At 71.7% G+C, this 18,844-nt stretch carries 19 protein-coding genes, 1 tRNA gene and 1 other RNA gene; 6 read left to right on the top strand and 15 right to left on the bottom strand.

Annotated elements, in window-relative coordinates; genetic code table 11:
- The 4 genes from B5D80_RS07175 to B5D80_RS07160 all read right to left on the bottom strand — a co-directional run.
- A partial coding sequence (locus B5D80_RS07175; protein ID WP_144081604.1) for an ABC transporter ATP-binding protein occupies positions 1-473 on the bottom strand: 473 nt, incomplete at its 3' end.
- Between the two features lie 24 nt (positions 474-497).
- Positions 498-1,340 (bottom strand): ABC transporter permease, encoded by an 843-nt coding sequence (locus tag B5D80_RS07170; RefSeq protein WP_088642985.1) that lies wholly within the window; start codon positions 1,338-1,340, stop codon positions 498-500.
- Positions 1,337-2,188: an ABC transporter permease gene (locus B5D80_RS07165; RefSeq protein ID WP_088642984.1), complete on the bottom strand. Its 852-nt coding sequence runs from the start codon at positions 2,186-2,188 to the stop codon at positions 1,337-1,339. Before B5D80_RS07165 ends, B5D80_RS07170 begins: the two co-directional genes overlap by 4 nt.
- A 51-nt stretch (positions 2,189-2,239) precedes the next feature.
- Positions 2,240-3,205 carry an ABC transporter substrate-binding protein gene (locus B5D80_RS07160; RefSeq protein ID WP_158224146.1) on the bottom strand — a complete coding sequence of 322 codons (966 nt, stop codon included), beginning with the start codon at positions 3,203-3,205 and terminating at the stop codon, positions 2,240-2,242.
- Positions 3,206-3,716: 511 nt separating this feature from the next.
- On the opposite strand from B5D80_RS07160, the gene B5D80_RS34755 reads away from it, so the two are divergent.
- Positions 3,717-3,845, top strand: coding sequence for a hypothetical protein (locus B5D80_RS34755; RefSeq protein ID WP_255553766.1), 129 nt, complete (start codon positions 3,717-3,719; stop codon positions 3,843-3,845).
- A gap of 449 nt (positions 3,846-4,294) precedes the next feature.
- Here the strand turns inward: B5D80_RS34755 and B5D80_RS07155 are convergent.
- Positions 4,295-4,367: transfer RNA gene (locus tag B5D80_RS07155), tRNA-Ala, on the bottom strand.
- Positions 4,368-4,452: 85 nt separating this feature from the next.
- Positions 4,453-5,052, bottom strand: a complete 600-nt coding sequence (locus tag B5D80_RS07150) for a YqgE/AlgH family protein (RefSeq protein ID WP_088642982.1) — start codon at positions 5,050-5,052, stop codon at positions 4,453-4,455.
- A gap of 141 nt (positions 5,053-5,193) precedes the next feature.
- Between B5D80_RS07150 and B5D80_RS07145 the strand changes: the two genes are divergently transcribed.
- Entirely contained in the window at positions 5,194-5,997 is an 804-nt protein-coding gene (locus B5D80_RS07145) for an S-methyl-5'-thioadenosine phosphorylase (RefSeq protein WP_088642981.1), read from the top strand.
- A 169-nt stretch (positions 5,998-6,166) separates the two neighbouring features.
- Positions 6,167-7,762, top strand: a complete 1,596-nt coding sequence (gene mdlC / locus B5D80_RS07140) for a benzoylformate decarboxylase (RefSeq protein WP_088642980.1) — start codon at positions 6,167-6,169, stop codon at positions 7,760-7,762.
- Positions 7,763-7,946: 184 nt separating this feature from the next.
- Here mdlC and B5D80_RS07135 read toward each other — a convergent pair whose 3' ends face one another.
- The 8 genes from B5D80_RS07135 to pruA all read right to left on the bottom strand — a co-directional run bounded on the left by B5D80_RS07135 (position 7,947) and on the right by pruA (position 15,682).
- Positions 7,947-8,927: a hypothetical protein gene (locus B5D80_RS07135; RefSeq protein WP_088642979.1), complete on the bottom strand. Its 981-nt coding sequence runs from the start codon at positions 8,925-8,927 to the stop codon at positions 7,947-7,949.
- Positions 8,928-9,289: 362 nt separating this feature from the next.
- Positions 9,290-9,665: a transfer-messenger RNA gene (ssrA, locus tag B5D80_RS07130) on the bottom strand.
- A 104-nt stretch (positions 9,666-9,769) separates the two neighbouring features.
- The gene (gene smpB, locus B5D80_RS07125; protein ID WP_067306250.1) at positions 9,770-10,249 is read right to left on the bottom strand and encodes an SsrA-binding protein SmpB; all 480 of its coding nucleotides are present in this window, start codon (positions 10,247-10,249) and stop codon (positions 9,770-9,772) included.
- Positions 10,250-10,385: 136 nt separating this feature from the next.
- On the bottom strand, positions 10,386-11,261 hold the full coding sequence (gene ftsX / locus B5D80_RS07120) for a permease-like cell division protein FtsX (RefSeq protein ID WP_088642978.1): 876 nt from the start codon (positions 11,259-11,261) through the stop codon (positions 10,386-10,388).
- 70 nt (positions 11,262-11,331) lie between these two features.
- A complete protein-coding gene (ftsE, locus tag B5D80_RS07115) occupies positions 11,332-12,012 on the bottom strand; it encodes a cell division ATP-binding protein FtsE (protein WP_088642977.1) in 681 nt (226 codons plus the stop codon).
- A gap of 118 nt (positions 12,013-12,130) precedes the next feature.
- Entirely contained in the window at positions 12,131-13,252 is a 1,122-nt protein-coding gene (gene prfB / locus B5D80_RS07110) for a peptide chain release factor 2 (RefSeq protein WP_088642976.1), read from the bottom strand.
- Positions 13,253-13,316: 64 nt separating this feature from the next.
- The gene (locus tag B5D80_RS07105; protein ID WP_067306179.1) at positions 13,317-13,832 is read right to left on the bottom strand and encodes a PadR family transcriptional regulator; all 516 of its coding nucleotides are present in this window, start codon (positions 13,830-13,832) and stop codon (positions 13,317-13,319) included.
- A 221-nt stretch (positions 13,833-14,053) separates the two neighbouring features.
- A complete protein-coding gene (gene pruA, locus B5D80_RS07100) occupies positions 14,054-15,682 on the bottom strand; it encodes an L-glutamate gamma-semialdehyde dehydrogenase (protein WP_088642975.1) in 1,629 nt (542 codons plus the stop codon).
- 421 nt (positions 15,683-16,103) lie between these two features.
- Here pruA and B5D80_RS07095 point away from each other — a divergent pair, with 421 nt between their 5' ends.
- A complete protein-coding gene (locus B5D80_RS07095; protein ID WP_088642974.1) occupies positions 16,104-17,090 on the top strand; it encodes a hypothetical protein in 987 nt (328 codons plus the stop codon).
- Positions 17,091-17,101: 11 nt separating this feature from the next.
- Here B5D80_RS07095 and B5D80_RS07090 read toward each other — a convergent pair whose 3' ends face one another.
- Positions 17,102-17,611, bottom strand: coding sequence for a DUF6912 family protein (locus B5D80_RS07090; protein ID WP_088642973.1), 510 nt, complete (start codon positions 17,609-17,611; stop codon positions 17,102-17,104).
- A gap of 196 nt (positions 17,612-17,807) precedes the next feature.
- Between B5D80_RS07090 and B5D80_RS07085 the strand changes: the two genes are divergently transcribed.
- Both B5D80_RS07085 and B5D80_RS07080 read left to right on the top strand, forming a co-directional pair.
- Positions 17,808-18,035, top strand: a complete 228-nt coding sequence (locus tag B5D80_RS07085; protein ID WP_088642972.1) for a helix-turn-helix domain-containing protein — start codon at positions 17,808-17,810, stop codon at positions 18,033-18,035.
- 101 nt (positions 18,036-18,136) lie between these two features.
- Positions 18,137-18,718 carry an Rv3235 family protein gene (locus B5D80_RS07080; protein WP_088642971.1) on the top strand — a complete coding sequence of 194 codons (582 nt, stop codon included), beginning with the start codon at positions 18,137-18,139 and terminating at the stop codon, positions 18,716-18,718.
- The last annotated feature ends 126 nt before the right edge of the window (positions 18,719-18,844 follow it).

Genomic DNA, 18,844 nt, shown 5'->3' with positions numbered 1-18,844 from the left:
TGCATGCCGCCGGAGAGCTGCCACGGGTGCAACCCGGCGGCGTGGGCCAGGCCCACCATCTCCAGCGACTCCTGCACCCGCTGCCGGATCTCGGTGCGGGGCAGGCCCCGGTCGCGCAGCGGGAGGGCGACGTTCTTCTCGACGGTCAACCAGGGGAACAGCGAGCGGCTGTAGTCCTGGAAGACGACCGCCACGCCGTCGCGGGGGCCGGACATGCGTTCTCCCCGGAACATGACCGCGCCGCCGGAGATGGGCAGCAGCCCGGCGATGCACATCATCAGGGTGGTCTTGCCGCAGCCGGAGGGCCCCACCACCGACACGAACTGGCCGGCGTGGACGGCGAACTCGATGCTGCGTACGGCGGGCACGTCGCCCTTGCGGGACCGGTAGGACTTGCTCAACTCCTGCACGTCGAGCACGGGGGTGTCGAGGGCGGCACCGGGCTGGTGCGGTCGGGTCGTCACGGGGTTCATCCGGGGCTCCTACGTGGTGTCGGGTCAGTGGCTTTCCGCGCTGTCGGGGCGCACGTTGCGGTGCCACCGCAGCAGCACCCGCTCGACCAGGGCGAAGACGGCGTTGAAGAGGATGCCCAGCAGCGCCAGCAGGACGATCGCCGACCACAGCTGCGGGAACTGGAACAGCCGCTGCTGGCTCACGATGTAGAACCCGAGGCCGGCGGTGGCGGCGTACAGCTCGGAGATCACCATCAGGACCAGCGCGATGCCGATGCTGATCCGCATCCCCGCGAAGATGGCGGGGCTGGCGCCGGGCAGCAGCACCCGCAAGAAGTAGCGACGCCGGGTCAGTCGCAGGCTCCGGGCGGCGGTGACCACCGTCCGGTCGATGCCCCGGACACCGTCGTACGTGTTGATCAGGATCGGCCAGAGGCAGCCCAGCGCGATGAGGAAGACGTTCATCCCGCTGGTGATGCCGAACAGCACGATGGCGATGGGCAGCAGGGCGGTGACCGGCACCGACATGCCCAGCCGGATCAGCGGGTTGAAGAACGCGCCGGCCGGCCGCCACACCCCGATCAGGATGCCGAGACCGACGCCGAGCACCGTCGCCGCGCCGTAGCCCAGACCGAGCCGGACGAGGCTCGGCAGGACGTCGGCCCGGAACTGGGAACTGAGGAACAGCGACGACGGCGAGGCGGACAGCCAGGTGTCGACGAACGCTCCGAAGATCTGCGACACCGGCGGTACGAACAGGGAGCCCACCATCCGGGCGGCGACCTCCCACACCACCAGCAGCAGGGCGAGCAGCCACAGCGACCGTACCCCGCGTCCCACCGCCAGCGCCGACGTGACCACCGGCCGGCCCAGTCCCTGCCCGCTCATCGCCCACCCTCCCGCTGTGCCTGGCCCCACGGCACCACCAGGCGTTCGACCAGGTTGAAGCCGTAGTAGAGGCCCATCCCGAGCAGGCCGACGAGCAGGATGCCCGCGTAGACGAAGTCGGGTCGCTGCGCCTGCTGGTACGTGGTGATCACCGTTCCCACCCCGTTGGTGGCGCCGAGCAGTTCGGCGGAGAGCACCACGATGAGCGCCGTCGAGCTGGCCACCCGCAGCCCGGTGGCGATGGACGGGGCCGCCGACGGCAGCACCACCCGGGTCAGCAGCCGGGTACGCGTCCAGCCCATGCTGCGCCCGGTGGCCAGCATCAGCGGTTCGGTGTCGCGGACGCCGTACATCGCGTTGAGCAGGATCGGCCAGAAGATCGCGTAGATCGCCAGGGACACCTTCATCTGGGTGCCCAGGCCGAACATCAGGATGGCGATCGGCAGGAACGCCGAGGAGGGGATCGACCGGCCGGCGTGCACCACCGAGGACGACGGCCGGTAGAGGGCGGAGAAGTAGCCAAGCGTCAGCCCCAGCGGGATGCCGACGGCGCTGGCGGCGAGCATGGCGAGCAGCCACGCCCACAGGGTCTGCGCCACCTCGGTCAGGAACGTCACGTCGACGAGCAGTTCGCCGGCCCGTCGCAGGGTGTCCACCGGGTACGGCAGGGAGTCCACCGAGACCGCCCCGGCCCGGACCACCAGGTCCCACAGCACGAACATGGTCACCACGCCCGCCACTCCCAGCACCCAGTCGGGTGTGGGGCCCCACCGGCGGGCCGCGACGGGCCCTCCGGTGGGCCGGGCGTCCGCCTCGACCTGGTCAATCACGTGGACGTCCGACGCCATGTCACGTCCTCTCCCCTCATGGTGGCCCGCCTACCGGGACGACAGGACAGGTCAGGACCGCGCGAAGTCGGTGACGAAGGGCCCCAGGTCGGGCTTCTTCGGGAGCATCTTCAGGTCGACCATCTGCTGGGCCATCCGGTCCAGCGCGGCGACGTCGACGTCCGCTTCGAGGGCGTTCTGCGGTTGGGCGGCGAGGGTCTCCGCCGGCACCTTCTGGCACTCGGAGAGCAACCGGAACGCCTCGTCGGTGTTGGCCGGGTCGCTGAGCTGCTGCGCGGTCTCGGTGATCGCCTCGTGGAAGCGCTTGGCGGCGTCGCCCTTGCCGACGAAGCTCTTGGCGGCGACGTAGGTCGCGATGTAGATCTTGTCGCTGCTGGCGAAGGGGTCGGCGAGGCTGCGTACCTTGTCGTTGTTGTTGCCCAGCAGCGAGTAGCCCAGTTGCGCGGCGTCGACCCGTCCACTGAGCACGGCGGGGACCTGCTCGGCGAAGGGCAGCGCCACGAAGCTGACGCTCTCCGGGGCGACGCCGTTGGCCTTCAGCCAGCTCGCGGTGACGATCTGGTTGATGCCGTTGATCTCGTTGACCGCGATCTTCTTGCCGGCGAGGTCGGCGGCCGCCTTGATCGGGGAGTCCTTGCCGACGAAGACGCCCTGCGCGGGCTTGGCCGGCGGCAGCGCGTTGACGTTCACTCCGGACACCATCTGGATCGGGAAGCCGGTGTTGTAGGCGTTGATCGCGGTGTAGCCGTTGACGTAGCCGAAGTCGGCCGCCCCGGACAGGACCGCGGCGACCGCCGCCGAGCCGCCCCCGGAGCGGACCAGTTCGACGTCGAGGCGGTGCTTGCCGTAGACGCCCTTCCCGATCGCCCAGGTGTTCCAGATTTCGCAGCCGAACGTCGTGACGGAGACCTTCGTGGTGCCGTCCGCGTTGTCCGCAGCGCCTTCGGCCCCGCCGCAGGCGCTCGTGAAGAGCAGCGCGGCGAGGGCGACCAGCGCACCGGTACGTCGTGTGTTCATCGTGATGCTCCTATGTGCTTCGCGCGTGCCCCCGACGTCTCCCACCGCCGGCGTGGCCGGTGACGGGGATGAGGGCGTTCGGTGGATACGAAGGGACGGCTCCGCCGCGACGGATACGGCCGCCTGGCTGCTGCGGCGCGGGTCCGACGCGAACTGCATCGACTGGTGATGGTGCTGAATGCCTGAATTGCCGGATCAAGGGGATCAATCAGGGCCGCGAGAACCGCAGACGGCGTCACGGCATGGCCGGGCAACGCTGGTCACGGTCGGTTCGGGCGGTCGGGCTGCACCCCAGCAGCACCCTGACGCCTCGCCGACTTGCAGCGAAGGTACGGGGCCCGAAAACCCCTGTCAAGATGCGGAATGTTATCTCGCATTGCGTCACCGGCTGACCGTCGGCACGCCGGTCGGCCCGGCGAACGCGCAGGTAACGATGCGTCTCCCCTGGTTGACCGGGCCGGAAGCGGCGGCTAGCTTCTCCACCAGATGCCGTCGGCCCCCGGGAGTGGACATGAGCGTGGAAGAGCCCGTCGCGGCCGTTCCCGCCATCACCCGCGCGCCGATCGGCCACTGGAAGGGACCGGAGTTCCCCGCCATCCGCCCCGGCACCGGCGCGGGCAAGGCCCTCGTTCCGTTCTGATCGGCAGCTCCGCGCCCCGGCGCACCCTGCCCAGATCCGGTTACACCGTCCGCGTCGGCCGCTCCTGTCCACCCCGTGGCGGAGCCGCCCGTCGGCGGTGACCCCAGCACCCCGGAAGCTGCGGCAGCCGTCGCCCGTACCCGTGACGGCCCCTCCGCCGTCGCAGCCGGCCCCGGCGCAGGAGACCCGCCCACCCCCGCAACCCCAGCCGGGCAGGTGGGCCGGTCCCCACACCCCAGCGCGCGGGCGGCCGGCCCGGTACGGACGGACTCAGCACGACACCGGCCACCCCGCGCCACCAACCCCAGCCGACGCCGGGGTGGGCCGAGGTCGTCAGCCTTACCGTCGACTCGGCGTGCCCGGCCGACGGCGTCGTTAGGGCCGGGGGCGGACACGGAAAAGCGGCCCGGTCGATGCTCGACCAGGCCGCTGATCTGTTTGCTCAAGGGTGGAGCCGAGGGGACTCGAACCCCTGACCCCCACACTGCCAGTGTGGTGCGCTACCAGCTGCGCCACGGCCCCTTGCGGTCGTCCCCGGTCTCCCGGGCACGGAGAGAACTATACACACGCGGCCGAGCATGGTCATCTCGCGGGGGTCCCCGGCGGATCAGTTCAACGCCACGTCCGGCGGGAAGTGCGCGACCGCCGCCATCATGCCGCCCTGCCGGCGCAGCACCATCGGCCACAGGTCGTCCGGGCGGTCGACGAAGGCGTCACCGGGCAGCGCGTCGAGCACGAACCAGGAGCCGTCCTCGATCTCCTGCTCGAGCTGCCCGGACCCCCAGCCGGAGTAGCCGGCGAACACCCGGATGCCGCCGATGCTGTCGCGCATCCGCTCCGGATCGGAGGACAGGTCGACGGTGCCGACCGCGCCGGAGATCGGCTGGAAACCCTTCAGCCGGCGCATCGGATGACGCATCCGGGCCAGACAGATCGCCGACTCCGGCTGCACCGGGCCGCCCTCGAAGAGCACCGCCGGGTGCCGGGCGAGATCGCTCCACTCGCCGAGGACGTCCGCGACGGCCACCTCGGTGGCCCGGTTGAGCACCACCCCGAGCGCCCCGTTGGCCTCGTGGGCGACCAGCAGCACCACCGTACGATCGAAGTTCGGGTCCTTGAGGGCCGGCGTCGCGACCAGCAGCCGCCCGGTCATCGACTCCACGGCACGACCGCTGATCGCCGGTCCCTCCCCCTGCGTCTCGGACATCGTCAGCCGCGCCCCGGGGCCGACAACCGGGCACCACCGACCATCTGTGCTGTCACCGCCATGCCTGGCACCATAGCCTGCACCCGGTGCGGTGGCTAAGGTCTGACCGACAGGTGATCGAGGGCGGTCGAGGGAGGATCGATGGGTCCGACGGCGGACATCGCGGTGATCGGCGGTTCGGGGCTGTACGCGCTCCTCGACGACGCCACAGAACACCAGGTCGAGACCCCCTACGGCGCTCCCTCGGACGTGCTCACCATCGCCACCGTGGGCGGCCGGTCGGTGGCCTTCCTGCCCCGGCACGGGCGTGATCACCGCCACCCCCCGCACCTGATCCCGTACCGGGCGAACCTGTGGGCGCTGCGGTCGCTCGGGGTACGCCAGGTGCTCGCCCCCTGTGCCGTCGGCGGGCTGCGCCCCGAGTTGGGCCCCGGCACGTTCGTGGTGCCCGACCAGCTCATCGACCGCACCAGCGGCCGGGTGCAGACCTACTACGACCAGGGCGCGGTGCACGTGGCGTTCGGCGACCCGTACTGCCCGGTGGGGCGGCGTACCCTGCTCGACGCGGCGGCCGGGCGCGACGTGCCGGCGGTCGACGGCGGCACGGTCGTGGTGGTCGAGGGGCCGCGCTTCTCCACCCGTGCGGAATCCCGCTGGTACGCCGCGATGGGCGGCACGGTGGTCAACATGACAGGCCACCCGGAGGCGGTGCTCGCCCGCGAACTGGCCCTCTGCTACACCTCCATCGCCCTGGTCACCGACCTGGACGCCGGGGTGGAGGCGGGCGACTCGGTCACCCAGGAGGAGGTGTTCCGGGTCTTCGGCGAGAACACCGACCGGCTGCGCGGCGTGCTGCTGGACGCGGTGGCCGCCCTGCCCACCGACCGCGACTGCCCCTGCGGGCACGCGCTGGACGGCATCCGCACCCCGTTCCCCCTGCCCTGACCCGTCGCCGTACGGCCCGGACCGGCGCGACGCGCGCCCGGCACGCCCCCGGACAGGGCAATCGCCGGCAAAGCGCGCGGAGCGCCGCCTGCCGCCCGATAGATTCGGCAGGTCAGGGGTCCGGTCCCGGTGGACACCGGACGGGCCGGGGACACGGAGGCGGGGGGCGATGGCGACCGTCCGGGAGACCACCTACGACCTGCTCCGCGCCCTCGGCCTGACCACGGTCTTCGGCAACCCCGGCTCGACCGAGGAGCCGTTCCTCCAGGACTTCCCGGCCGACTTCCACTACGTGCACGCCCTGCACGAGGCGTCGGCGGTCGCCATGGCCGACGGGTACGCCCAGGCCACCGGCCGGCCGGCGCACGTCAACCTGCACACCGCCCCGGGCACCGGCAACGGCATGGGCAACCTGGTCACCGCCTGGCACAACCGGACGCCGCTGATCGTCTCCGCCGGGCAGCAGAGCCGGGAGATGCTGCTGATGGAGCCCCGGCTGGCCAACCGGCACCCCACCGAACTGCCCCAGCCGTACGTGAAGTGGAGCCACGAGCCGGTGCGGGCGCAGGACGTCCCGGCGGCGTTCATGCGGGCGTACGCCACGGCGGCGCAACCGCCGAGCGGCCCGGTCTACCTCTCCCTCCCGCTGGACGACTGGCACCAGCCGGCGGACCCGCCGCCGCAGGTGCGGACGGTGGCCACCCGGTTCGCCCCCGACCCGCGTCGGCTGCGGGAGTTCGCCGCGCTGCTCGCCGCCGCCCGCAACCCGGTGCTGGTGCTCGGCGCGGCGGTGGACCGGGCCGCCGCCTGGCCGGTGGCGGCGGCGGTGGCCGAGCGGCTCGCCGCGCCGGTCTGGTCCGCGCCGGCGCCGGAGCGGGCCGCGTTCCCGGAGCACCACCCGCACTACCGGGGGGTGCTGCCGTACGCGATCGCCCCGCTGGCCGAGAAGCTCACCGGGCACGACGTGGTGCTGGTGGTCGGCGCGCCGGTGTTCCGCTACTACCCGCACGTGCCCGGCGACCACCTGCCGCCCGGGGCCCGGCTGCTGCACGTCACCGACGACGCGGACGAGGCCGCGCGGGCTCCGGTGGGCGACAGCCTGCTCGGTGACGCCGGGCTGACCCTGGCCGCGCTGCTGGACCTGCTGCCGGCGGCCGACCGGCCGACGCCGACGCCCCGCCCGACGCCGGAACCGCCAGGCACCGGCGACCCGCCCGACGCGGACGCGCTCTTCGCCGCGCTGGCCGCCTGCTGGCCGGCCGACGGGGTGCTGGTACAGGAGTCACCGTCGAACCTCGCCGCGCTGCGTCGTCGACTCCCGGTGACCCGCCCGGCGTCGTACTTCACCATGGCCAGCGGCGGGCTCGGCTACGGGCTGCCGGCCGCCGTGGGCATCGCCCTCGCCGAGCGGGACACCGGGCGGGGCCGGCCGGTGGTCGCGGTGATCGGGGACGGTTCCTTCCACTACTCCGTGCAGGCGTTGTGGACCGCCGCGCGGCTGCGGCTGCCGGTGGTCGTGCTGGTCCCGGTGAACCAGCAGTACGCCATCCTCAAGGCGTTCGCCGAGCTGAAGTCCACCCCGGGGGTGCCCGGACTGGACCTGCCGGGCCTGGACCTCACCGCCATCGCCCGGGGCTACGGCTGCGCCACCCGCGTCGTCGACGCGCTGCCCGACCTGGCTGACGCGCTCACCGAGGCGTTACGCGCCGACGTCCCCACCGTGCTCCCCACCCCGATCAGCACCACGATCCCCACCCTCCTCTGACCCCGCACCTCTTCCGTCCCCCGTCCGCGCCGCCTCCAGCCCCGCCCCGCGCGCCCGCTCCCGTCCGCGTTGATCAAGAGGTTTGCGTCATCTTCACCCGCGCGAGGTGACGCAAACCTCTTGATCACCGGCCAACGGGCGACGCTCCGACGGGGAGCCCGGGTATGGCGGAAGGCCGGGCGGGTCAGTGGGCGGCGAGGGTGAGCACCCGGCCGGTGGCGACGTCGAGCACCGGGCGTTTCCCGAGCGGGGCCGCCAACGTCACGGTGACCGGCTTGAGCACCGCCAGCTCGATGCACTCCCCGGTGCCCCGGACCACCCCGCCGCCGACCACCACCACGTCGTCGCTCTCCCGCACCAGGGCAGTGGGTCCGCTGTCGCAGGCCCCCATGCCGACCGTGTACGTCAGCCGGGCCCCGTCGACCCGGCGGAGCTGGTCGGCACCGGCCACCCCGGCCGGCAGGGGCCGGTTCGGGGTAACCGGCCCCGGGGCGGCGGTGACCGCCCGGGGCGCCACCGCCAGGCGGGCCACCGGGCTGGTCAGCTCCGCCACGGTGAAGATCCAGGCGGGTACGGCGGCGATCCCCCGGCTGGTACGCACCTCGGCGGTCCCCAGGGTGACCCCGGTGACCGTGAGCGGGATGCAGGCGGCCTGGGTGGAGACGGGATCGTCCGGCCGGGTGCCGGCAGTGGGTTCGGCGGGCCGTGGTCCCCGGGGCCGTCCCTCGCACGGCGGCGGGTCGCCCCGGTCCAGCTGCCGGTACGCCTCGGCGGCGCTGATCAGCGGGACGGTCAGGGCCCCGTCGGGGAACCGGATCGCCCCGGCGGCGGGTACGTCGGTCGGCAGCGCGATCTGGTCCCGGTACCAGCCGGCGCGGAAGGCCGCCTCGGTGCCGGCGTCGAAGCCGGGCTGACCGGTGAGCACCGTGGCGTCCTGCAACGGCAGGTACCCGCCCGACCATTCGGGGCCGGGCCGCCACGCCCCGGCGACCTCGGCGGCCCGCTCGTCGAACGCCTCCCGCTGCCGCCCCGGATCACCCCCGACCGCCCCGCCGTCCACCGCACTGCCGTCCACCGCGCTGCCGGGCACCGACCCGGCCGCCGCACACCCACCCACCGCCATCAGGAGTCCCAACCCCCACGTCAGCCCTACGAGTCGCCGCATCCCCCTGAGACGCCCACCCGCTCCTCCCGGTTCCCTCCCCTCCCAGCACCACACCCCGCCCGCCCCGTTGATCGAGACCATCTCCCCGGGCCCGCCCCGTTGATCAAGAAGTTTGCGTCAAGTTGATCTCCAACTCTGACGCAAACCTCTTGATCACCGCGCGCCACGCGTCAAGGCCGGGTGATCAAGAGGTTTGCGTCATCCGCCGCGCCGGGTCTGACGCGAACCTCTTGATCAACGAGGCAAGGCGGGGCGGAGCAAGGCAAGGCGGGGCGGGGCGCAAGGCGGGGCAAGGCACGGCGTGCCGGGAGGGGGAACAGTGATGCGCCCCGGTCCGCGGGGACCGGGGCGCATCATCGAGGTGGTGGAGGTGCCGGGAATCGAACCCGGGTCCTTCGCCGGTTTGTCAGGGCTTCTCCGAGCGCAGCTCGCTATGCCTCTACTCGGCCCCACCGCTCACGCGAGCAAGTTGGTGTGACGGGCCCAGTCGCTGATTGATCTCGCCGCACGGACCCCGCGACCGGGTCCGATTGGCCAGCCTTCTAGCTGATGCCGGCTAACTGGGACGAAGGCGTTCCCAGGCCGACAGACTCACTACTCGCCTCAGGCGGCGAGAGCGAAGTCAGCGCGATTTTGCTTGGCGCTTATTGGTTTCCGACGACCGATTCTCGAGACGACGTCGGCTTCCTCGGCTCGCTTCCCCTGTCGCTGCGTACGAAGTCGAAACCAGTCACCCCCTCGACGGGCCACCGATGTGGCGGCACTGTCCAGACTAACGCCTGCCGCAACGGGTTTCATCCCGAGCCCCGGCCCGGCGCGCCGAGCCGGACAGACGGGACGAATCAGTCGTCCATCCCCTTGCCGCGGCGACCGGACACCCGGGCGATCTCCCGGTCGGCGTCCCGCTTGGCGAGGTCCTGCCGCTTGTCGTACGACTTCTTGCCCTTGGCCAGGGCGATCTCCACCTTGGCCCAGCCGTCGGAGAAGTAGACCTGCAACGGGACCATGGTCAGGCCGCCCTCGCGGGTCTTGCCGATCAACTTGTCGATCTCCAGCCGCTTGAGCAGCAGCTTGCGGGTACGCCGGGGCTCGTGGTTGGTCCAGGTGCCCTGGGTGTACTCCGGAATGTGCATCCCGTGCAGGAACAGCTCGCCGTCGCGTTCCTGGGCGAAGGCGTCGACCAGCGACGCCCGCCCGGCACGCAGCGACTTGACCTCGGTGCCGGTCAACGCCATGCCCGCCTCGTACGTGTCGAGGATGGCGTAGTCGTGGCGGGCCTTCCGGTTGGAGGCGACCACCTTGCGGCCCTTCTCCCGTGGCATCCGGCGCCACCTCCCTTCCACTACGCGCACCGACCACCCGGCCGGTGAGCGGGGATCATGCTACCCGAACGACAAGGACCCTCCCGCGCCGTTTCTTCCCGGCCCGGGAGGGTCCTCACGGAGAGCCCTGCGGTGACTAGACCCGCAGGTAGAAGCGGAGCGTGACCCAGGCGGTGGCGGCGCTGATCAGGCCACCGACACCGGCCATCAGCGGGAACATCAGGAAGATGTCCGACCACTGGACGGGCGAGAGCAGCCCCTCCAGCGCCTTCAGCGAGCCGCTGAACAGCAGTTGCTTCGCCCCGATCAGCGCGATCAGGCCCAGCACCGAGCCGATCAGGCCGGCGACCACCGCCTCCAGCACGAACGGCGCCTGGATGAACCAGTTCGACGCGCCGACCAGCTTCATGACCGCGACCTCACGCCGCTTGCTGTACGCGGCCACCTGGATGGTGTTCGCGACCAGCAGCAGCGCGGCGATCGCCATCACCACGGCGGCGGCCAGCGCGATGTTCTGGATCGCGGTGAGCACGTTGAAGATCTTGTCCAGCAGCCGGCTCTGGTCGACGATCACGTCGACGCCCTCGGTGCCCTGGTACTGGTCGTAGATGTTCTTGTACTGCTCCGGGTTGACCAGCTTCAGCCGGAACGACTCGGGCAGCAGGTCCGGCTTCACGGCGTTCACCAGGTCGGGCGCGTCCTGGTACATCTCCTTGAAGGTCTTGTACGCCTCGTCCTTGTTGACGTAGAGGACCTCCTTGACCAGGGGGTCGCTCTTCAGCTTGGCGTCGAGGTCGGTGCGCTGCTGCTCGGTGACGTCGGTCTTGAGGAAGATCGAGACTTCGACGTTCTTGTAGTAGAGGTCCTTCATGTCGCCGACCTGCTTGTACATCAGGCCACTGGCGCCGAGCATGGTCAGCGAGACCGCCATCGTGATGATCATCGCGACGGTCATGGTGACGTTGCGCCACAGTCCGACCAGTACCTCGGACAGGACGTACTTCATCCGCATCGGGTGTTCCTCCGGCTCTCCGGCGTGAGGTGTTCGTCGTCAGGTCGTACGGCAGGGGTGGAGCGCCGGCTCACCCGTAGACGCCGCGGGCCTGGTCGCGCACGATGCGGCCGCTTTCGATCTCGACGACGCGACGGCGCATCTGGTTCACGATGTTGGAGTCGTGTGTGACCATCACGACGGTCGTGCCGGTGCGGTTGATCCGGTCCAGCAGGCGCATGATCTCGATCGAGGTGTCCGGGTCCAGGTTTCCGGTCGGCTCGTCCGCCAGCAGGATCAGCGGACGGTTCACGAACGCCCGCGCCACCGCGACCCGCTGCTGCTCACCACCCGACAGCTCGTGCGGGTACCGGTGCTCCTTGCCACCGAGACCGACCAGCTCCAACACCTCGGGCACGACCCGGCGGGCCACCGCCTTGGTCTTGCCGATCACCTCCAGGGCGAACGCCACGTTCTCGTAGGCGGTGCGGTTCGGCAGCAGCCGGAAGTCCTGGAAGACGCAGCCGATGGAGCGCCGGAAGTGGGGTCGCTTCCAGGAACGCATCGACGTGACGTCCTTGCCGTTGACGATGACCCGGCCCTTGTTGGGGGCGACCTCGTGCAGCAGCATCTTGATGATCGTGGACTTGCCGGAGCCGGATGGCCCGATGAAGAAGACGAACTCGCCCTTCTCGATCGAGACGGACACGTTGTCGAGCGAAGGCCGGGACGCCTTCGGGTACGTCTTCGTCACTTGCTCAAGCTGAATCACGGGTGGTGAGTCTACGCGGTGTAACCGCAGAGCCAAGTGGCACGCCCCGCCGATACGGGGCGCGTCATCGATTCGCCCGGTCAACCCGGCATCGACGACGCGCCCCGTTCACACTCGATCACGCAGCGTCGTTGGCGAGCTGCTGCTGCTTGCGCCAGCGGATACCGGCTTCGATGAAGCTGTCCAGCTCACCGTCGAAGACCGAGGACGGATTGCCGGTCTCCTGCTCGGTTCGCAGATCCTTCACCATCTGATAAGGATGCAGGACGTACGAGCGCATCTGGTCGCCCCAGGAGCTGGTGCTGCCGGTCTTCAGGCCGGCCAGCTTCGCCTCCTCCTCCTGCCGCTTGCGCTCCAGCAGCCGGGACTGGAGCACCCGCATCGCGGAGGCCTTGTTCTGTAGCTGGGACTTCTCGTTCTGGCAGGTCACCACGATGCCGGTGGGGATGTGGGTGAGCCGTACCGCCGAGTCGGTGGTGTTGACGCTCTGCCCACCCGGCCCGGAGGAGCGGTAGACGTCCACCCGGACCTCGTTCTCCGGAATGTCGATGTGGTCGGTCTGCTCGGTGACCGGCAGCACCTCCACCCCGGCGAAGCTGGTCTGCCGGCGGCCCTGGTTGTCGAACGGGCTGATCCGGACCAGCCGGTGGGTGCCCGACTCGACGCTGAGCGTGCCGTAGGCGTACGGCACCTTGACGGTGAAGGTGGCGGACTTGAGGCCCGCCTCCTCGGCGTACGAGGTCTCGTAGACCTCCGTCGGGTAGCCGTGCCGCTCCGCCCAGCGCAGGTACATCCGCAGCAGCATCTCGGCGAAGTCGGCCGCGTCCACCCCACCGGCGCCCGCCCGGATGGCGACCAGCGCCTCCCGGGAGTCGTACTCGCCGGAGAGCAGGGTGCGGACCTCCATCTCCTGGATGGCCTTGGTCAGCGTGGCGATCTCGGACTCGACCTCGCCCAGCGCCCCGGAGTCGGCCTCGTCCTCGGCCAGTTCCAGCAGCACCCGGGCGTCGTCGAGCCCGGAACGCAGGCTGCCCAGCTTGCTGATCTCGCCGTTGACGTACGACAACTGCGAGGTCACCTGCTGTGCCTTGGCCTGGTCGTCCCAGAGATCCGGCGCGGACGCCTGCTCCTCCAGCCGGGCCTTCTCCTCCCGCAGACGGTCGAGGTCGAGCACCGACTCGATGTTGCGCAGGGTCGCGTCGAGTTCCTTGAGCTGTTCGGCGTAATCGGCAGCGGTCACGACAGACAAGCGTACTGTGCGTGCGGCGGTCCGCTCACGTCACACCACCTACCAGGGCGGATGATCAGCCGACCGGGGCGGTCTTGAGCCAGGACAGCGCGGCCTTGTGGTAGGCGACGGCGAACTCGAGCGCGCTGGCATCGTACTCGTCGCCCTCCTTCTTGGCGGTCTTGACCTGTTCCCGGACGTAGGCGAGGGCCTCGGTGTGGTATTCGTTCGCCGAGGCGTAGAGGTTCTTGAGCTGACTGGCCGAGTGCAGGTTGCCGAACGCGATCCGCAGGGCGATCGGGTTGCGGATGGTGTCCCGACCGGGATTCTCCGCCAGCCAGCGGGAGAAGGTCCGCTTGCCGGCCGCGGTTATCGCGTAGGGTTGACTCATCCGCGGCCCGGGCTTGCCCAGCCGCACGAAACCACGCTCAGCCAGCACCGGCAACTCACGGTAGACCTGGCTGCGTGTCATCGACCAGTACGGCGCCAGTCGGCGCTCAGCGGCGGCCATCAGTTGGCCACCTGTCATCGGCCCCTCGTGCAACAGACCCAGCAGGGCCGCCGCGGTGGGGTTGACTCCGGAATCCGCCATGCCCTCTAAGCTGCCACTTTGCCGTCCCGGCGTCCAGGATTTCCGGATTTGCCACCCGGGAGGATTTCCAATGTGCACTGTCGGCCGACGACAGTGCTCCCAGGACCACCCCCGACCGCCGCCCCGGGCCCGACCGCCGGGGGTGCGCCGGCCCCGTCGCCGGGTCGGGCGGGCCCGGCCGGCGGGGACGTCGTCGCACGCCACCGCCGGCCGTCGCCGGTTCAGCCCATGTGCGGGTACGTGTGGTCGGTCGGCGGCACGAACGTCTCCTTGATGGTCCGGGGGGACATCCAGCGGACCAGGTTGTGCCACGAGCCGGCCTTGTCGTTGGTGCCGCTGGCCCGCGCACCCCCGAACGGCTGCTGCCCGACCACCGCCCCGGTCGGCTTGTCGTTGACATAGAAGTTGCCGGCCGCGTACCGCATCCGCTCGGCCACCGTGTCGATCACCCGGCGGTCGGTGGCGAAGACCGACCCGGTCAGCGCGTACGGGGCGATCGACTCGGCCTGGGCGACCACGTCGTCGAACCGGGCGTCGTCGAAGACGTGCACGCCGAGGATCGGACCGAAGTACTCGGTGGTGAACGTCTCGTGGGCCGGGTCGGCGCACTCGAACAGGGTCGGCCGGACGAACCACCCGACCGAGTCGTCGGCGGTGCCGCCGGCCAGCACCCGGCAGCTGTCGTCCCCGCCGATCAGCTCCAGCGCGGCGGTGTGCCTGTCGAACGCGCGGGCGTCGATCACCGCACCGCCGAAGTTGGCGAAATCGGTCACGTCGCCGTACGTCAACGCGTCGGCGGTGGCGGCCAGCCGGTCCCGCAGCCCGCCCTCCCACAGCGACCGGGGCACGTACGCCCGTGAGGCGGCCGAGCACTTCTGGCCCTGGTACTCGTAGGCGCCCCGGATCAGCGCGGTGTGCAGGGCGTCCACGTCGGCGCTGGTGTGCGCGACGACGAAGTCCTTGCCGCCGGTCTCGCCGACCAGCCGGGGGTAGCCCCGGTAGGAGGCGATGTTCTCGCCGACCGTGCGCCACAGCTGCTGGAAGACCTTGGTGGAGCCGGTGAAGTGGATGCCGGCCAGGTCGGGGTCGGCGAGCACCACGTCGGAGACCTCCTCGCCCCGCCCGGTGACCATGTTGATCACGCCGGGAGGCAGGCCGGCCGCCTCGAACAACCGCATGGTGAAGTGCGCCGCGAACTGCTGGGTGGGGCCCGGCTTCCAGACCACGGTGTTGCCGAGCAGGGCCGGCGCGGACGGCAGGTTGCCGGCGATCGCGGTGAAGTTGAACGGGGTCACCGCGTAGACGAAGCCCTCCAGCGGGCGGTGGTCGAACCGGTTCCACACCCCCGGCGACGAGTTCGGCTGGGCGGCCAGCAGCTCCCGGGCGAAGTGCACGTTGAACCGGAGGAAATCGATGAACTCGCAGGCCGCGTCGATCTCGGCCTGGACCGCGGTCTTGGACTGGCCGAGCATGGTGGCCGCGTTGAGGGTGTCCCGCCACGGCCCGGCCAGCAGCTCGGCGGCGCGCAGGAAGACCGCGGCACGTTCCTCGAACGGCAGCGCCCGCCACATCGGCGCGGCGTCCTTGGCGGCCCGCACGGCGGCGCGGGCGTCGTCGTGGGTGGCGTGACCGGTGACCCCGAGCACGTGCGCGTGCCGGTGCGGCTGGACGACGTCGATCGGGTCACCACCGGCCATCCGCTGCTCACCGGCGATGGTCATCGGCAGGTCGATCCGGTCGGCGGCCAGCTCGGTCAGCCGCCGCTCCAGCCGCTCCCGGTCGGCGCTGCCCGGCTCGTAGGTGCGTACCGGCTCGTTGCGCGGCTCGGGTACGGAGAACACGGCGTCCATCACAGGCTCCTGGGCGATCTCGACAGCGGCGGCGAAATCGGACCCGCAGGCACCGACCGGACGGCCGGACGCCGGACACCGCGCGGGGTAGCTGTTCGCGGCGGCGGGACCTCCGGCGATTCTCCCACGCCCGGCTCGGCAGGCCCACGCCCCGCCCGCCCCACGCCGTGGATCACGAGGCGGCCACCCCATTCCCGGCGACGATTCCCCACCGGAAGCGCGATCCGGACGAAGAAAAGCAGGGAGACCGATCCGGTCGGCCGCCCCCGGCACGCCCGGGCGTCGGTGCCGGCGGTGCCGCGTCCCCGGCCGGCCGGGGCCCTCCACGCCCAGCCCGGGGCGGTCCGGCCCGCCCGCGTACGCTGGTTCGCGCGAGGGGCCCGTCCCGGTGCCGGGGTGGCGCCGTGTCGAAGGGGAGACGATGAGCAACCAGCCCGGCAGCTCGACGGCCGAGTCCATCGACCGGTCGCCGGAGCAGCCGGCCGGGCGCACGGGGTACGCCCCGGGCACGCCAGTGCTGGCGGTGCTGGCCCTCGGCTGGCTGGCGGCGATGCTGTGGTCCACCCGGGAGGCGATCCACTCGGCGGCGGTCGGCCTCACCGCGATCACGCTGTCCGCGTTCGCCCTGCCCGGGGTGATCTCCGCCGCCCTGGTCGCCGGGGCGGCCGTCGCGCTGGCCGCGAGCGAGCTGACCGCCCGCCGGCTCGGCGACCGGGCCGCGCTGCGCTTCGCGGCGGCGATCGGGGCCGGCATGCTGGTCGGGCTGGGCACCGCGCTGGCGATCAACCTGACGTACGCCGACAACGCCACCACCAACACCATCGCCGGCACCAGCGCGGCGGCGGCCATCATCGGTGGGGCGCTCGCGGGTGCGCGTACCCCGGCCCCGGTCGGCGCGGTGGTCACCGCCACCCTGGGCACGCTGCTGTTCGTGGTGCTGTTCAGCCAGGCCCGGGACCCGCTGTTCGACCTGTTCGGGGCCGGTGACTCCCAGGCGTCGCTGGTCGGTGCCGCGAAGTGGGTCTCCCGCACCGAGTCGCTGCTCGGCGGGCTGGTGGCCGGGCTGCTCGCCTTCGGCTACCTCACCTGGGCCCGCCGCCGGGCCGTCCGGCACGCGCCGGACGCCACGGCCCCGCGCTGGCCCGCCTACCTGCTCGCCGGGGCCGGGCCCGGCCTGCTCCTGCTGCTCACCGAGGTGATCATCCGGATCGGCGGGCGGACCCTGCTGGACCTGGCGGGCGCGTTGAGCGAGGCGGACGCGGTGGCCCAGACGAGCATGGGCACCTCGCGGATCGACAACGGCATCTGGGTGCTGTTCGTGGGCGCGTTGACCACCGTCGTCCTCTTCGGCCGCACCCTCGGCCCTGCCCCGCGTGACGACGACCCGGAGGACCCCGCCGGGGACTGAACCGGCCCCGGTCAGGACGCGGTGCGCAGCAGCAACTCCCACTCGGACGGGTCGTACCACTCCAGCTCGTGATCCTCGGCCCCGTCGACCGTGAACTGGGCGTCCGGGTCACCGGCGAGCGCCTCGGCCACCACGTCCACGGCGGCGGCCACGTCCCCGACCGCTTCGGCCCCGTCCACGTGCAGCGCGGCCACCGCCGACGCCGGCAGCGGCCCGTCGAGGTCCACCACGCTGGAGCCCAGCTCGCCGTCACCCCGGCCGACGGCCCCGGCGGGCAGGTCCACCGACACGACCACCCGGCGGCGGGGTGCGTCGGCGTCCTCCCGCAGCAGTTGCAGGGCGTCCTGGGCGGCCCGGGTGAAGGCTACGTACTCCAGTTCCTCCTCGTCGCCCTCGGCGTACCACTCGCGCAGGGCGGGGGTGACCGCGTGGCCGCCGCTGGCCGGCAGTCCCCGCTCCCGCAGCAGGGCCAGCATCGGCACGGTCGCCGGCACGTACACCCGGACCAGCTCGTCGCCCACCGTCGTCTCCCCTGGTCGTCTCCGCTCACCGGGACGGCGGGTGGCCGCCCCGAACGCCGATCATGCCGTACGTCCAGACCGTCATACACCGCGCACCGCCCCGGGGGAAGCCGCCGCACCCGTCGGCGGGCGGTGCTGGGCGGGGAAGGCTGTCGGTGGCAAACTGGGCCGAACGACGCCAAGCCGAGGGGTTTCCGTGGAGCCGAGGTTTCTCCTGCTCTCCGACGTGGCCACCGAGCTGAACGTGTCGGACTCGCAGGTCTACCACATGGTACGCAGCGGGGAGCTGCCCGCCATCAAGATCGGTGGACGGGGACAGTGGCGGGTCGAGCGGGCCCGGCTGGAGGAGTACATCCAGCTCAAGTACGCCGAGACCGCCGAGTGGGTACGCGGCAACCCGCTCACCGACCGCGACCCGGAGTGACCGGACCATCCCGCTGAGCATTGACCCTGGGCGTTGCCGTGCCCGACAATCGACGCTGTCGTAAGCAAACGAAGGTAAACGCACACAACGAGGGGGCAGCGATGGCCGACTCCCGCCGTCCGGGGCCGACCCGACCGCCGATCCGGTTACGCCCGGCCCCCGTCGCCGACCCGCCGTACGTCGACGAGGTCCCGGATCTCTGGCCCCGGCCACCCGGACAGCTAGCCCTCGACCTGTTCGGCACGGGCCGGCCCGCCGTCGGCCGACCGACCGGCCGCCGACCCGACCCCCGACCCCGCCCCGGGCACCCGGCCGCCCCGCCCCTGCCGCCGCCCGCCACCACCACCCCCGAGGCGACGCGGGCCGCCCACCGTTTCGTCGGCACCTGCCTGGAGATCCTCAACGGCTACCGGCCACCCGGCCAGATCCGGGCCCTGGTCGAGCCGGGGCGTACGGTCGAGGTGACCGAGCAGCTCGCCCGCGCCGCCGCCCGCACCCCGCCGGTCCGCCGACGCTCCACCCGGCCCGCAGTCCACCTGCGCCGGCTACGGGTGTGCCAGCCGCGCCCGACGGCGGTCGAGGTGGCCGCCGTGGTCACCGGCGGCGGCCGGAGCTGGGCGATGGCCCTGCGCCTCGAACACCACCGGGGCAACTGGCTCTGCACCACCCTCCAGGTCATCTGACCCACCCGGGGCCGCCTGGCCCGGTGTGGCCGCCTGGCCATGGGGCCGCCTGGCCATGGGGCCGCCTGGCCGTGGGGTTGCCTGGCCGTGGGGTTGCCTGGCCGTGTTGATCAAGAGGTTTGCGTC

It is taken from the genome of Micromonospora wenchangensis (genome assembly GCF_002210435.1).
In the GTDB taxonomy this organism is placed as follows: Bacteria; Actinomycetota; Actinomycetes; order Mycobacteriales; family Micromonosporaceae; genus Micromonospora; species Micromonospora wenchangensis.
This window is presented reverse-complemented; position numbering and strand designations above follow the sequence as displayed.